This window comes from Altererythrobacter sp. CAU 1778 (assembly GCF_054482795.1).
Genome location: NZ_JBTLRP010000003.1, coordinates 148419 through 162079, shown reverse-complemented (window position 1 = coordinate 162079; position 13661 = coordinate 148419). Strand labels below are relative to the sequence as shown.

17 protein-coding genes are annotated in these 13661 nt (G+C 66.2%); 11 read left to right on the top strand and 6 right to left on the bottom strand.

The genetic code is table 11. From position 1 onward, the window contains the following. Window positions 1-138 precede the first annotated feature (138 nt). Window positions 139-1647 carry a YifB family Mg chelatase-like AAA ATPase gene (locus ACXYN8_RS12265; RefSeq protein WP_458889744.1) on the bottom strand — a complete coding sequence of 503 codons (1509 nt, stop codon included), beginning with the start codon at window positions 1645-1647 and terminating at the stop codon, window positions 139-141. Between the two features lie 138 nt (window positions 1648-1785). On the opposite strand from ACXYN8_RS12265, the gene ACXYN8_RS12260 reads away from it, so the two are divergent. The 7 genes from ACXYN8_RS12260 to ACXYN8_RS12230 all read left to right on the top strand — a co-directional run bounded on the left by ACXYN8_RS12260 (window position 1786) and on the right by ACXYN8_RS12230 (window position 6924). After that, window positions 1786-2589 carry an alpha/beta hydrolase gene (locus tag ACXYN8_RS12260; protein WP_458889743.1) on the top strand — a complete coding sequence of 268 codons (804 nt, stop codon included), beginning with the start codon at window positions 1786-1788 and terminating at the stop codon, window positions 2587-2589. Window positions 2590-2671: 82 nt separating this feature from the next. Continuing rightward, window positions 2672-2806, top strand: a complete 135-nt coding sequence (gene rpmH, locus ACXYN8_RS12255) for a 50S ribosomal protein L34 (protein ID WP_379545404.1) — start codon at window positions 2672-2674, stop codon at window positions 2804-2806. A 282-nt stretch (window positions 2807-3088) separates the two neighbouring features. Further along, window positions 3089-3472 (top strand): ribonuclease P protein component, encoded by a 384-nt coding sequence (gene rnpA, locus ACXYN8_RS12250; protein WP_458889742.1) that lies wholly within the window; start codon window positions 3089-3091, stop codon window positions 3470-3472. Next, window positions 3469-3678, top strand: a complete 210-nt coding sequence (gene yidD, locus ACXYN8_RS12245; RefSeq protein WP_458889741.1) for a membrane protein insertion efficiency factor YidD — start codon at window positions 3469-3471, stop codon at window positions 3676-3678. Before rnpA ends, yidD begins: the two co-directional genes overlap by 4 nt. A 43-nt stretch (window positions 3679-3721) precedes the next feature. Continuing rightward, window positions 3722-5530, top strand: a complete 1809-nt coding sequence (gene yidC / locus ACXYN8_RS12240; RefSeq protein ID WP_458889740.1) for a membrane protein insertase YidC — start codon at window positions 3722-3724, stop codon at window positions 5528-5530. 1 nt (window position 5531) lies between these two features. After that, the gene (gene yihA / locus ACXYN8_RS12235) at window positions 5532-6185 is read left to right on the top strand and encodes a ribosome biogenesis GTP-binding protein YihA/YsxC (RefSeq protein ID WP_458889739.1); all 654 of its coding nucleotides are present in this window, start codon (window positions 5532-5534) and stop codon (window positions 6183-6185) included. A 76-nt stretch (window positions 6186-6261) separates the two neighbouring features. Further along, window positions 6262-6924, top strand: coding sequence for a glutathione S-transferase family protein (locus tag ACXYN8_RS12230; RefSeq protein WP_458889738.1), 663 nt, complete (start codon window positions 6262-6264; stop codon window positions 6922-6924). Here ACXYN8_RS12230 and ACXYN8_RS12225 read toward each other — a convergent pair. Then, window positions 6921-7388 carry a cupin domain-containing protein gene (locus ACXYN8_RS12225; protein ID WP_458889737.1) on the bottom strand — a complete coding sequence of 156 codons (468 nt, stop codon included), beginning with the start codon at window positions 7386-7388 and terminating at the stop codon, window positions 6921-6923. The genes ACXYN8_RS12230 and ACXYN8_RS12225 overlap by 4 nt on opposite strands. Window positions 7389-7417: 29 nt before the next feature. On the opposite strand from ACXYN8_RS12225, the gene dapE reads away from it, so the two are divergent. Beyond that, window positions 7418-8566, top strand: coding sequence for a succinyl-diaminopimelate desuccinylase (dapE, locus tag ACXYN8_RS12220; RefSeq protein WP_458889736.1), 1149 nt, complete (start codon window positions 7418-7420; stop codon window positions 8564-8566). Continuing rightward, on the top strand, window positions 8563-9798 hold the full coding sequence (locus tag ACXYN8_RS12215; protein ID WP_458889735.1) for a dicarboxylate/amino acid:cation symporter: 1236 nt from the start codon (window positions 8563-8565) through the stop codon (window positions 9796-9798). The genes dapE and ACXYN8_RS12215 overlap by 4 nt, the downstream gene beginning before the upstream one ends. A 15-nt stretch (window positions 9799-9813) precedes the next feature. Here the strand turns inward: ACXYN8_RS12215 and ACXYN8_RS12210 are convergent, their stop codons facing one another. The 3 genes from ACXYN8_RS12210 to dapB are packed head-to-tail and all read right to left on the bottom strand — an operon-like array spanning window position 9814 to window position 11520. Further along, the gene (locus ACXYN8_RS12210; protein ID WP_458889734.1) at window positions 9814-10077 is read right to left on the bottom strand and encodes a DksA/TraR family C4-type zinc finger protein; all 264 of its coding nucleotides are present in this window, start codon (window positions 10075-10077) and stop codon (window positions 9814-9816) included. A gap of 59 nt (window positions 10078-10136) precedes the next feature. After that, window positions 10137-10787 carry an endonuclease III gene (nth, locus tag ACXYN8_RS12205; protein ID WP_458889733.1) on the bottom strand — a complete coding sequence of 217 codons (651 nt, stop codon included), beginning with the start codon at window positions 10785-10787 and terminating at the stop codon, window positions 10137-10139. A gap of 4 nt (window positions 10788-10791) precedes the next feature. Then, window positions 10792-11520, bottom strand: a complete 729-nt coding sequence (gene dapB / locus ACXYN8_RS12200) for a 4-hydroxy-tetrahydrodipicolinate reductase (protein ID WP_458889732.1) — start codon at window positions 11518-11520, stop codon at window positions 10792-10794. Window positions 11521-11555: 35 nt separating this feature from the next. On the opposite strand from dapB, the gene ACXYN8_RS12195 reads away from it, so the two are divergent. After that, window positions 11556-12263: an NAD-dependent deacylase gene (locus ACXYN8_RS12195; RefSeq protein ID WP_458889932.1), complete on the top strand. Its 708-nt coding sequence runs from the start codon at window positions 11556-11558 to the stop codon at window positions 12261-12263. Between the two features lie 28 nt (window positions 12264-12291). Beyond that, a complete protein-coding gene (locus tag ACXYN8_RS12190) occupies window positions 12292-12804 on the top strand; it encodes a hypothetical protein (protein ID WP_458889731.1) in 513 nt (170 codons plus the stop codon). Here the strand turns inward: ACXYN8_RS12190 and ACXYN8_RS12185 are convergent. After that, complete coding sequence (locus ACXYN8_RS12185; RefSeq protein ID WP_458889730.1) at window positions 12765-13565, bottom strand: HesA/MoeB/ThiF family protein; 801 nt, start codon at window positions 13563-13565, stop codon at window positions 12765-12767. The two genes, ACXYN8_RS12190 and ACXYN8_RS12185, sit on opposite strands and share 40 nt — an antisense overlap. Between the last annotated feature and the right edge of the window lie 96 nt (window positions 13566-13661).

The window sequence follows — 13661 nt, the reverse complement described above, 5'->3', positions numbered from 1 at the left end:
AACCCTCAAAATGCTCCAGACATCCCCTGATCGGGGGATGCGTTCGATCCCGCCTTCATTCTATCGAGACCCCGCGACCCGAGGGGAACCCAAGTTCCTTTCAACTTTGCGGGGGGCGGCTTCGGCTGCCCCCTTTTTTCATGCCCGCGGTGCCTGCCGCCGATAGCTGAGCGCTTCGGCCACGTGGATGCGGCCGACCTGATTCGCCCCGCCAAGGTCGGCGATGGTGCGGGCCACTCTCAGAACCCGCGTATAGCCGCGCGCGGAGAGGCGCATCGCCTCAGCCGCCTGCATCAGCAGCTTGCGACCGGGCTCGTCCGGCCCGGCGAATGTCTCCAGCGCCTCGCCGTCGAGGTCGGCATTGGTCCGCGCGCCGGTCTCCTCGCGGCGGGAGGATTGCACTTCGCGCGCGGCGGCGACTCGCGCGGCCACTTCGGCGCTGCCTTCGGCAGGCGGCGGCATGGTCAGGTCCATCGCGCTGACCGGATCCACCTCGACGTGGAGGTCGATACGGTCGAGCAGCGGGCCGGAAACCTTGCTCTGGTAATCGGCCGCGCATTTGGGCGCGCGGCTGCACGCGAGCGCCGGATCGCCGAGATGCCCGCAGCGGCACGGGTTCATCGCCGCGACCAGCTGGACATTGGCGGGATAGGTCACGTGGGCATTGGCGCGCGCGACATCGACCGTCCCGGCCTCCAGTGGCTGGCGCAGCGAATCGAGCACGGCGCGCTGGAATTCCGGCAATTCGTCGAGGAACAGCACGCCGAGATGCGCCATGCTGACTTCGCCCGGCTTGACCTTCAGCCCGCCGCCCGTCAGCGCTGCCATGCTGGCGGAATGGTGCGGCGCGCGGAACGGGCGCGCGCGGCTGATCCGCCCGCCCTCCAGCGTCCCGGCGACCGACTGCACCATGCTGACTTCCAGCGCCTCGCCGCTCGACAGCGGCGGGAGGATGCCCGGCAGGCAGCTCGCCAGCAGGGATTTGCCCGCGCCGGGCGGTCCGACCATAAGAAGATTGTGCCCGCCTGCCGCCGCGATCTCGAGCGCTCGCTTGGCGGTTTCCTGCCCCTTGACCTGCTTCAGGTCCGGGCCGTGGCTCCTGTGCTCCACTTCCCCGCGCGATGGCTCGGGCAGGACGGCGCTGCCTTTCAGGTGATTGAGCAGACTGACGAGATCCGGAGCGGCCAGCACGGGCACTTCGCTTGCCCAGCGCGCCTCGGCGCCCTGGCTGACGGGGCAGACAAGGCCCTTCTCCTGCTCGCTTGCGTGGATCGCGGCCAGCAACACGCCCGGCGAAGCGACGATCCGCCCGTCCAGCGCCAGTTCGCCCACGGCGAAGAAGTCGGAGAGTTGCTCGGCATCGGTCACGCCCATGCTGGCGAGCAGCGAGAGCGCGATCGGTAGGTCGTAATGGCTGCCTTCCTTGGGCAGGTCGGCAGGCGAGAGGTTGATGGTGATGCGCTTGGGCGGCAAGGCGAGGCCCATGGCGGAAAGCGCGGCGCGCACGCGTTCCTTGCTCTCGCCCACGGCCTTGTCCGCCAGCCCGACGATATTGAATTTTGGCAGGCCCGGTGCCAGCGAGCATTGCACTTCGACGCTGCGCGCCTCCAGCCCCAGATAGGCGACCGTCTGCACCAGCGCGACCAAGCCCTTTTCCCCTTGCGATCCCCGAACCTGCCTATTGATAGCGGCTAGCTCGCCGCTGTCGAGGCGCGAGGCGATTAACCTGCTGGTAAGCCATTCCTTTCGTCATTCGATCAGGTGCTGGCGGGCAAAGGGGAAGGCATGGTGCTCCGCCTCGCCGCTCCTCTGCTCTGCGCACTTGCGCTGATTGCCGCGCCATCATCGGCGCGTGAACTGTCGCGTTCCGTGACGAGCGAACTGCGCGCCGACGGCAGCCGCGTCACCACCACGACGATCGTCAGCGAAGTGATCGAGGAGTGGGACGTGGCGAGCGGTGGCGGCGAGCGGGCCGTCGATCTCGCCCGGCCGCACAACACAACTGGCCTCGCCCAATTCGGACCCTTTACCGTCATCGACGAACGCCGCGCGGCATTCTCCGGCATCACCGATTCGGCCAGTCCGGCAGCGTTTCGGCGGATGCTCGCGGCATATCCTGCGCTCGACACCCTGGAGTTCGGCGACTGTGCAGGCACGTTCGACGACCGCGCCAATCTGCAGGTCGCGCGGATGATTCGCGATGCCCGCCTGACGACGCATGTGCCGGCCAGCGGATCGGTGCGTTCCGGTGCGGTCGAGCTGTTTCTGGGCGGCGCCGAGCGGCGGATCGACGATGGCGCGGAATTCGCGGTGCATGCGTGGGAAGACGAGGATGGGTTGCAGGCGAGCGACTATGCGCTGGGCCATGAACAGAACGCCAAGTACCTCGCCTTCTACCGCGCCATGGGGATGAGCGAATCGGATGCACTGGCGTTCTACGCCATGACCAATTCGGTGCGGCACGAGGACGCGTTGTGGCTGGATGCGGCCGATATGCGCGGATGGCTGCACATGAGCGCGCCCGAACCCGCTCTGCCTGCGGCCGCACCTGCGATCGCCTATCTTGACTTGGGCGAGTTGCTCAACTAGGCGCGCGCTTCGTATCCCCCAGTGAATCAGGCGGTCGCCTTTCGCGGGCGGCCCTTTTTGTTTGTTATCGAGGTAATTCGCCATGAAGCGCACTTTTCAGCCGAGCAATCTCGTGCGCGCTCGTCGTCACGGTTTCTTCGCCCGCAAGGCGACTGTCGGTGGCCGCAAGGTGCTCCGTGCCCGCCGTCGTCGCGGTCGCAAGAAGCTCAGCGCGTAATTTGATTTGCGCTGGCCCATTCGGGCCAGCCTTCTCGCCTGGCGGCCAGCAGCGCTGGCCCCGCTGCGGGCGGCCGGTTGGCCTTGCGGGCCTCCGGCCCGTTTTTTTGCCTAGCCATCTGACGAAGGCCTCGGTTTGCGACTAGCAAACCGCAAGCGCAAGCGCGCGCCCGCAGCCGCCCGTACCGTAGCGTAGGGATCGGCGCCGGGGACGAACCCGCTGATGCAGGTTCTTGAAACAAATACTCTCCCCACGCACCTCGGCTTTCCCTATCTTCCTTCTATGCAACCCTCCGTCCTCACCCGTCGCGCGGATTTCCTCGCCGCCAACCGGGGGCTGCGCAATGCGCGCAAGGGGTTCGTCCTGCTGACCCGCGCGAACGATGGGCAGGGCAAGCGCTTCGGCATCACCGTGACCAAGAAGATCGGCAACGCTGTGGTCCGCAACCGCATGAAGCGCCGGTTCCGCGAGCTCCTGCGCGATGCGCTCCCCGCGGAAGGCCTGCCCGACACCGACCACGTGCTGATCGGGCGCGAAGGCGGGGTGGAGCGGGACTTCGCCGCCCTGCGCCAGGAACTCGGCGAAGCGCTCGCCCGCGCGGCGCAAGGGAAGGGCGATCCGCGCCGCCCGCCCCATCGCCAGCGCAATCGCAGCCATCGCGCATGAAGCAGATCTTCATATGGATCGCACGCGGCTGGCAGCTCGGCCCAAGCCGCATCATCCCGCCCACCTGCCGCTACGCTCCCTCATGCTCCGAATACGCCATTCAGGCGCTGGAGAAATATGGCGCGATGAAGGGTGGATGGATTGCGGCGAAGCGGCTAATGCGCTGCCACCCCTGGGGGGGTCACGGCCACGACCCGGTGCCTTGAGGCGCCGCCAGCCGACATTTTTGATGACTGACTAGGATCGCGAGTGGACAACCAGCGCAACCTCCTGATCGCCGTCGTGCTCAGCCTCGGGCTGATTCTCGGTTGGGATCTCATGATGAACCGTTTCTACCCGCAGCCGGAAGAGCCGGTGGTGGCAGAGGCCCCGGCCGCCACGGTTGACGGCGCGCCGTTGACCGCGGCCGAGCGCGAAGCTGCGGCCCGCCCGCGCCGTTCGCGCGAAAGTGGACTGTTCGATCCGGAAGACATCGCCGCGGAAGAACGCGATCTGGCTACCAACCTCGCCGCGCCGGACCGCGTGGCGCTGGAAAGCCCGAAGCTGGCCGGTTCGATCAATCCGGTCGGCGCGCGCATCGACGACGTCACGCTGACCGATCACCGCCAGTCGATCGACAAGGATTCCGGCCCCGTCCGGCTATTCTCCCCCAGCGGGACGCCCGCGCAGTATTTCGCCCAGTTCGGCTGGGTAGGGGACGGAGTCCGCACGCCGCCGATGGACGCGGCCTGGCAGGTATCCGGTGAGCGGCTGACGCCTTCCACCCCGGTGACGCTGAGCTGGAACAATGGTGCAGGCCAGCTCTTCCAGACCGTCTTCACCATGGACGAAAACTATATCGTCACGGCGGAGCAGAGCGTGTCGAACACCTCCGCCAACGCCATTGCCCTGCAGCCCTTCGCCAGCCTCAATCGCACCTCGATCACTGCCAGCCCGAGCACCTGGAACATGCACTCCGGCCCGATCGGCGCTTTCGACGGGGCGGTCGATTTCGACTATGACTACGATGATGTGGCCGAAGCGCGGGAGGTCTCGCCCGAAGGGACCGCCGACTGGCTAGGCTTCACCGACACCTACTGGCTGTCGGCGTTGATCCCGCAGGACGGCTCGCGCGCGCAGGCCGACTTCCGCAGCCTCGGCAACGACATCTACCGGGCCGACCTGATCTACGACACCGTGACGGTGCCCGCGGGAAAGAAGTTCACCCGCACCACCAGTCTGTTTACCGGCGCCAAGGAAAGCAGCGTCCTGAGCGCATACGAGGACAGCGGGCTCGCCAATTTCAGCCGCACGATCGACTGGGGCTGGTTCGAAATCATCGAGAAGCCGATCCTGTGGCTTCTCAAGCAGCTGTTCGCACTGGTCGGCAATTTCGGCGTCGCGATCATGCTGCTGACGCTGATCATTCGCACGATCCTGTTCCCCATCGCGCAGAAGCAATTCAAGAGCTTCGCCGGCATGCGGGCCGTCCAGCCCAAGGTGAAGGCGCTGCAGGAACGCTACAAGGATGACAAGCCGAAGCTGCAGCAGAAGATGATGGAGCTGTACAAGACGGAAAAGGTCAATCCGCTCGCGGGCTGCCTGCCGACGCTTTTGCAGATCCCGATCTTCTTCGCGCTCTACAAGGTGCTGATGCTCTCGATCGAGATGCGTCATCAGCCCTTCGTGCTGTGGATCAAGGACCTGTCCGCGCCCGATCCGGCGACCGTGCTCAACCTGTTCGGCCTGCTGCCGTTCCAGCCGCCCAGCTTCCTTGCTGTCGGCGTACTGGCGGTGATTCTCGGCTTCACCATGTGGCTGCAGTTCCGCCTCAACCCGACGCCGATGGACCCGGTGCAGAAGCAGGTCTTCGCGCTCATGCCGTGGATGCTGATGTTCGTGATGGCGCCCTTTGCCGCGGGCCTGCTGGTCTACTGGATCACCAACAACGTGCTGACCATGGCGCAGCAGAAGTATCTCTATTCGAAGGACCCGGCCCTGCGCGCCGCGGCCGAGAAGGAGAAGGCGGACAAGGCCAAGGCCAAGGCCCGCGAAGCTTCCCGCACGGTCGAGGGCTGACGTGGTGGAGCCGGACGCCGCAGAACAGGCCGCGCTGGAAAAGCGTGCGGCCAAGCTGTTTTCGGGGCGGGTCGAATTCCTGCTGTCGGCGCCGGACCTCAAGTTCCTGCCGCAACCGGGCGTGCCGGAAATCGCCTTTTGCGGACGCTCCAACGTCGGCAAGTCTTCGCTGCTCAACGCGCTGACTGGGCGCAAGGCGATTGCGCGCACGTCCGTGACGCCGGGTCGCACGCAGGAGCTCAACTTCTTCGAAGTGGGCGAACCGACGCAGTTCCGGCTGGTCGACATGCCCGGCTACGGCTTTGCCAAGGCTCCGGTGAAAGTGGTCGAGCGGTGGAAGTCGCTCGTGAAGACCTATCTGCGCGGACGCGCCGTGCTCAACCGCACGCTGGTGCTGGTCGATTCGCGCCACGGACTGAAGGCGGTGGACCGCGACATGCTGACCATGCTGGACGAAGCGGCGGTCGGATACCGGATCGTGCTGACCAAGGCGGACAAGATCAAGGCGAGCGCGCTTGAAGACGTCCGCGCCGCCGTGGCGGAAGAAGCGAAGAAGCACCCCGCGGCCTATCCCGTGCTGCACGTGACCAGCAGCGAGAAGGGCATGGGCATTGCCGAATTGCGCGCCGCGGTTCTGGCCGACGCCGAGTTGTAGGCGCTTCGCTCCCGTTAATTCTCGACAGCTTCTGCATGAACGCCTAGGCGCATGGCGTCTAACTGCGGGACATCACATGAAGCTGATCATCGGCAACAAGAATTATTCCAGCTGGTCGCTGCGCGGCTGGCTGGCGGCGAAGCAATCGGGCCTGTCGTTCGAGGAATTGACGGTCAATATCTCGGGCGAGGAATGGGAACAGGCCAAGGCGCAGGAAGGTGATTTCCAGCCCTCTGCCGGCAAGGTCCCCGTGCTGTGGGATGACGATGTCGTCGTGTGGGACAGCCTGGCCATTCTCGAATATCTTTCCGACAAGGTCGGGCGCGACCGTTTCTGGCCCAAGCAGGACGCCCCTCGCGCCATGGCCCGCGCCATGGTCGCCGAGATGCACTCCAGCTACCTCGCGCTGCGCCGCGAATGCCCGATGAACATTCGGCGGCAGGTCGACGGCCACGAAATCACCGAACAGTGCCGCAAGGACATCGTGCGCATCCTCGGCCTGTGGGCGGAGGCCCGCGCGCGCCACGGACAGGGCGGCCCGTTCCTGTTCGGCACCTTCAGCGCGGCGGATATCTTCTACGCCCCCATCGTCAGCCGCTTCCTGACGTATCGCGTCGGCGTGCCCGGCTTCGCGCAGGCCTACATGGAAGCGGTATGGGAGCATGACTGGATGCAGACATGGATCGCTGCATCCGAGGAAGAGCAGTGGACCATCGCCCAGTTCGAGGTGGCTGCCTAGGCGGGCCGCTGCGTATCGTAGCGTGACCCGTCACGGCGGAAGTAGCCGCCGTGCGCGAAGGTCATGTCGATATCGGGATATGTGCCCGAATCCTCAGATGCCGCGCCGCCGCTGACGGCCACGAACACGCAGTCCGTCTCGCCGCGGTTCTGCAAGTGGTGGCCGTTCTTCACGCCCGCCGGCCATGCGAGCACGTCACCGGGGCGCACCACGCATTCGCCGCTATCCTCGACCAGCACGGCTTCGCCCGACAGCATCACCAGCAATTCGTCTTGCCCGGAGTGCCAATGCCGCTGGCTGGACCATGCTCCGGGCTTCAGAACCACGTGGCTCGCGCCCAGCTTCGTCAGCCCCGCGACCGGCGCGAGGCGGCGGTACCAGCGGCCCTGCACCGGCTCGTCATGGGGCGGCGGGTAGCCTGTCGCATTGGTCTGCGGGATCGAATCGAGATCGAGCTTGGGCATCGGCGCACTCTCCTGCTAGCGCTGCGCTGATGAGCGATGTTCTGGATTATGCCAAGCGGCTGATGGAGTGCGAAAGCGTGACGCCCGCGACCGGCGCGGTGTTCGATGCGCTGGAGGAAATGCTGGCGCCGCTGGGCTTCGCAGTCACGCGGTTCAAACGCGGACAGGGCGCTGCGGGTACGGACGAAGCGCCGGTCGAAAACCTGCTCGCCGTCCGTCATGGCCCGCCGGGTTCGCGCCACTTCGCCTTTGCCGGTCACCTCGACGTCGTGCCGCCGGGCGAAGGCTGGACCAGCGCCGCCTTCGCGCCGCAAGAGCGTGGCGAACTGCTCTACGGACGCGGCGCGGTGGACATGAAGGGCGCGATCGCCTGCATGGTCAACGCGGTGCGCGATGTTCCGGCAGAGGCGGGGACGATCAGTTTCCTCATCACCGGGGACGAAGAAGGCCCGGCGCTGCATGGCACGCGCGCGTTGATCGACCGGATGCGGGATGACGGCATCGCGCCCGACCTGTGCCTCGTGGGTGAGCCCACCAGCGTCAACCGGCTCGGCGACATGATGAAGATCGGGCGGCGCGGCTCGGTCAATATCTGGCTGGAGGTCGAAGGCAGCCAGGGACACGTTGCCTACCCGCATCTGGCCGACAATCCGATCCCGAAGCTGGTCGCGATGCTGGCCGAACTCGACGCGCTGGTGCTGGACGAAGGGACCGACTGGTTTCAGCCGAGCAATCTCGAAATCACCGATATCGAAGTTGGCAATGCGGCGCACAATGTCATTCCCGGCAAGGCGAAGGCGCGGATCTCGATCCGCTTCAACGATTGCCATTCGGGTGCCTCGTTGTCGGAGATGGTCGCGGGCATCGCCGGGAAGCACGGCGGCACCGCACTCCCGATCATCAGCGGCGAACCGTTCCTGACCCCGCCCGGCGATTTCTCGCAGATCATTGCCGACGCGGTGGAGGCGGAGACGGGCTTCCTGCCCGAGGCATCGACCACCGGCGGCACATCCGATGCGCGCTTCCTGCGTGCCGTGTGCCCGGTGATCGAATTCGGCCTCTGCAACGCGACCATGCACAAGACCGACGAGGCTGTGGCCATTGCCGACCTTTCCACGCTAAGCCGCATCTACACGCGCGTCGCCAAGGCCGCGCTGGGAGGGGACGCACGAGCATGAAGACCTGGTTCGCCATTCCGCTGTGGCAGCGCGTGATCGCCGCGCTGGTGCTGGGCATCGTCGTCGGCCTCGTGTGGGGTCCGGGGGCGGAAAGCATCAAGATCATCGGCGACGTCTTCATCGCCTTCATCAAGATGCTGGTGGTGCCGCTGATCTTCTTCAGCCTCGTCTCCGGCGTGGCGGCGATCGGCGACTTGCGAAAGCTGGGCGCAGTCGGCGGGCGGGCGTTGCTGCTGTTCGTGGTGACCGGGCAGATCGCTGTCTGGCTCGGCCTGTTGCTCGGTACGCTGATCAAGCCCGGCCTGCTGGTCGATCGGGGCTCGATCGAGCTTGGCGCGGTCCCCGAACCCAACGAGACGACCTGGCGCGAAATGGTGCTCGGCGTCGTGCCGCAAAGCCCGGTGCAGGTCATGGCCGACGTCAACGTGCTGCCGCTAATCGTCTTCGCCCTGCTGATCGGCGTGGGCATCCTGATGGCTGGCAAGGAAAGCGAGCCGCTGGGCAGGATCTTCGACGCCGGGTCGGTGGTGATGCAGAAGGTCACCATGATCGTGATGGAGCTGACCCCCTTCGGCGTCTTCGCGCTGATGGCATGGGTGGCGGGCACGCTTGGCTTGTCGGCCCTGCAGGCGCTGGGGGCGCTGGTCGCGCTCAACTACCTCGGCTGCCTGCTGATCATCGGGGTGATGTATTCGGCGATGATCAAGTTTCTCGCCAAGCTGCCGGTGATGGATTTCTTCCGCGGTATCGTGGACGCAATCGCGGTCAGCTATTCCACCGCCAGCTCCAATGCGACGCTGCCGGTGACCCTGCGCTGTGCGGAGCGGAACCTCGGCGTCAGCAATTCGGTTGCCAGCTTCGTGATCGCGCTGGGCGCGACGATCAACATGAACGGCACGGCGATGTATCTGGGCCTCGCAACGCTGTTCGGCGCGCAGATCTTCGGCGTCGATCTCAGCTGGGTGGACTACGGCATGATTGCCATCACCGCGACGCTGGGCGCGATCGGCGCAGCAGGCATTCCGGGCGCGGGCCTGATCATGATGGCGCTGGTCTTCGGCACGGTCGGCGTGCCGCTCGAAACCATCGCCTTCGTCGCCGGCGTCGACCGGATCATGGACATGATGCGCACCACCACCAACGTCACGGGCGATGCCGCGGTGGCGACGACGGTGGCGGTGATGACGGGCGAAATCAATCGCGAGGAAATGATCTCGGCGGACGACGTATAGGGTCGCGCCTTCGCGTCAGCGCAGCTGGCTGTCCTTGCTGCCGCGTCGGTTGATCGCGGAATGCCGCGTGCCGGCATCGCGAACGGCCTGGCAGCTTACGCAGGTCCGGGTGGACGGCAGGGCCAGCCTCCGCCGTTCCGGAATGGGCTCACCGCAGTCGTCGCAATGGGTCGCGCCCGCACCGCCGTGCATCCGCTGGCGCGCTGCCTTTACGGCGTCGGCCACCGTGTCGTCGATCTGATCCTGAACTGCGCCGTCGCGGGTCCATCCGCCTGCCATGTCTATGCTCCTTTCCGGATCAACGCATGACGGGGATCATATTTCCTCGCGCCAGCGGATTAGCGCCCCTTGGGCTGTTCCAGCACTTTCTTCCGGTAACTGCACAGGTCCACCACCTTGCAGCGCCAGCACTCCGGCGTCCGCGCCTTGCAGACATAGCGGCCGTGCAGGATCAGCCAGTGATGTGCGCCCAGGCGGAAGGGCTGGGGAACGCGTTTCTCCAGCTTGGCCTCGACATGGTCCGGCGTCTTTCCCTTCGCCAGGCCCGTGCGGTTGCCGACCCGGAAGATATGCGTGTCGACGGCGAACGTCTCTTGCCCGAACCAGCAATTGAGCACGACATTGGCGGTCTTGCGCCCCACGCCGGGCAGGCGGACGAGATCGTCGCGCGTGTCGGGAACCTCGCCGCCGTATTCGTCGACCAGCAGCCGGCTCAATGCGATGACGTTCTTCGCCTTGGAATTGAACAGGCCGATCGTCTTGATGTGCTCGATCAGACCAGCCTCGCCCAGCGCGAGCATTTGCTGCGGCGTCTCGACCTCGGCGAAGAGCGCGCGTGTCGCCTTGTTGACGCCCACATCGGTCGCCTGTGCCGACAATGCCACCGCGACGACGAGCTGGTAGCAATTGCCATATTGCAGCTCGGTCTCCGGCTCCGGATTGTCCTCCGCGAGGCGGCGGAAGAACTCGAAAATCTGGTCCTTGGTCATCGCGTCAAAGGCCGAGCACGTCCTGCATCCCGTATCGACCTGGCTCCCGGCCGACGAGCCATTCGGCCGCACGCACGGCCCCGCGCGCGAAGATGCGGCGGTTCTCGGCGCTGTGGGAGAGGGTGATGCGCTCTTCCTCTCCGGCGAAGATCACGCTGTGTTCGCCCGCCACCGTGCCGCCGCGCAGAGCCGCGAAGCCGATGTCGCCGGGTTTGCGCGCCCCGGTCTGGCCGTCGCGGTCTGAATCGCGATGGTCGTCGAGCGAGACTTTGCGCCCGTCTGCCGCCGCTTCGCCCAGCAGGATGGCCGTGCCGCTGGGCGCGTCGACCTTCATGCGGTGGTGCATCTCGACGATCTCGATGTCCCAGTCATCGCCCAGTCGCGCCGCTGCATCGCGCACCAGGGCGGCCAGCAAGGTGACCCCGAGCGAGGTGTTGCCGGTCTGCAATACGGCGATCTCCGCCGCCGCGGCGTCGATGGCGTCGTGATGTGCGCGCTTCAGCCCCGTGGTCCCGATCAGCAGCGGAACACCGGCCCCGCGCGCGGCAACGAGACTATCGTCGAGACCGCTGGGATGGGAAAAGTCGATCAGCACATCGCTCAGATGCGCGAGCGCGGCGACATCTCCGCCCCGGTCGATCCCGCCCGCCAGTGTATGTTCCGACCCGTCGATCAGCGCGGCAATCGCTTGCCCCATGCGCCCTTCGCTGCCGATGATGCCGATGCGTGCCATTGATACTCCCTCGCAAGACGTGCTTCATGGGCGGTATGAAAGCCATTCGCAACATCGTCGTCCTGACCGGGGCGGGTATCAGTGCCGAGAGCGGGATCGACACGTTTCGTGCCGCTGCCGGGCTTTGGGAAGAACACCGGGTGGAGGACGTTGCCACGCCCGAAGGCTTCGCGCGCGACCCCGACCTCGTGCTGCGCTTCTACGACATGCGGCGCGCTGCGCTGTCGCGGGCAGAGCCCAATCCCGCACACCATGCGCTCGCCCGGCTGGAGCGCGAGTTCGATGGCGAACTGCTGATCGTCACGCAGAATGTCGACGACCTTCACGAGCGCGGTGGCGCGCGCAATGTCCTGCATATGCACGGCGAGTTGAAGAGTGCCCTCTGCACGGCGTGCGCGGCGCGAAGTGCGTGGGACACGCCCATGCTGGGCCGCCCGGCCTGCCCTGCCTGCGCGGCGACCGCCCTGCGCCCCGACGTCGTCTGGTTCGGCGAGATGCCCTATCAGATGGATCGGATCTACTCTGCATTGAGGCAGGCGGACCTGTTCGTTTCCATCGGCACCAGCGGCGCGGTCTATCCCGCGGCAGGATTCGTCCGCGATGCCAGCGAGCTTGGCGCCGCTACGCTGGAACTCAACCTGGAGCGCAGCGAAGGCTCGCACTGGTTCGACGAATCAAGGCAGGGGCCGGCAGGCGAACTGGTCCCCGCATGGGTCGAAGAGGTGCTGTCAGCCGGAACGTGAGACACCGGGCGGGCGTTTTGACTGCCTGATGAAGACGCCTGTCATTCCTTATCTCGCGGCCACCATTGCACTGGCGCTTGCCGGATGCGGAAGCGACCCCGACGCGGCTGGCCCGGCGATGACGGATGGGGAGGCGACACAGGCCACGGCTTCGCCCGCGCCAGCCACGCCGCCCGCTGCCGCCGAAGCGCGCGGGGAAACTGGGGGACCGACAATTGCGGACCTCGGGCTCAAGCCCGGCGTGTACACCCGCGGGTCGGCGGCGGGGTGCGACAGCCTCGCCAATGCCTCGGTCGCGACGTTCGACGGGTTGGGTTTCGGCGGACGCAACTCGGTGGATTGCCGCTTCGATCCCGCATCGCGCGACGGCGCTACATTCGTTGGCACGCAGACGTGCATCGATACCTACAGCCGTGAAGAACGCGCCGAGCCGCTGACCATCCGCGTCGACGGTCCGCGCGCCTTCACGCGCACCGACGCTTACGGCACGGCAAGCTACGCCTATTGCGAGGGCGAGGCGCTGTCCGACTGGGGCGGCTGAGCGCAACCGCGACATTCCGGGTCCTTGGCGATGGCGAGCGTGCGCATCGCCGGTTTCATGCCATCGAGTATGTGCAGTTTCCCGAACTGCGGATCGCCCAGCGCCGCCCTGCCGCTCAGCAGCACGCGCAGTCCCTGCATGGCGGCGAAGGTCCCGACCCAGCCCGCCATGGCGCCGAGCATCCCGTCCTCGGCACAAGTGTCGCAATCCTCCGCATCGAAAGCGTCGCCCACGAAGCAGCGGTAGCAGGGCTGGTCGGCATGGTGGCCGGCAAAGGCGCCGACCTGCCCCTGGAAACGTCCCACCGCTGCGCTGAGCAAAGGGACACCAAGCGCCACGCAGGCGTCCGACACGGCGAGGCGCGTGGCAAAATTGTCCGTGCCGTCGAGTACCAGCTGCGAACCTTCGAGCAGACCCGCGACGTTGTCACCGCTCACCCGGTCGTCGCGCACATCCACTGCAATCGCGCTGTCGAAGTTCGCCAGCCAGCGCCGCGCGGCAACGGCCTTGGCGTGCCCGATGTCGCGCTGGGTATAGATGGTCTGGCGCTGGAGATTGGAAAGTTCGACATCGCCATCGTCGATCAGCCGGATTTGCCCGACGCCCGCACCGGCAAGATATTGCAGCACCGGCGCGCCAATGCCGCCAAGGCCCACCAGCGTTACCTGCGCCTCCGCCAGCGCCACCTGCCCCGCTCCGCCGATCTCGGGCAGCACGATGTGGCGCGCGAAGCGGTCAAGGCGGTCGGGGGGTAAAGCCATGGACAGGCTGTTTAGAAGCTGTGGGTGTCTTGTCGAGAAGTGATCGCAAGCCGTGTCCCCGCGCAGGCGGGAGCCTCATGCAAGTCAGGTCGAAAC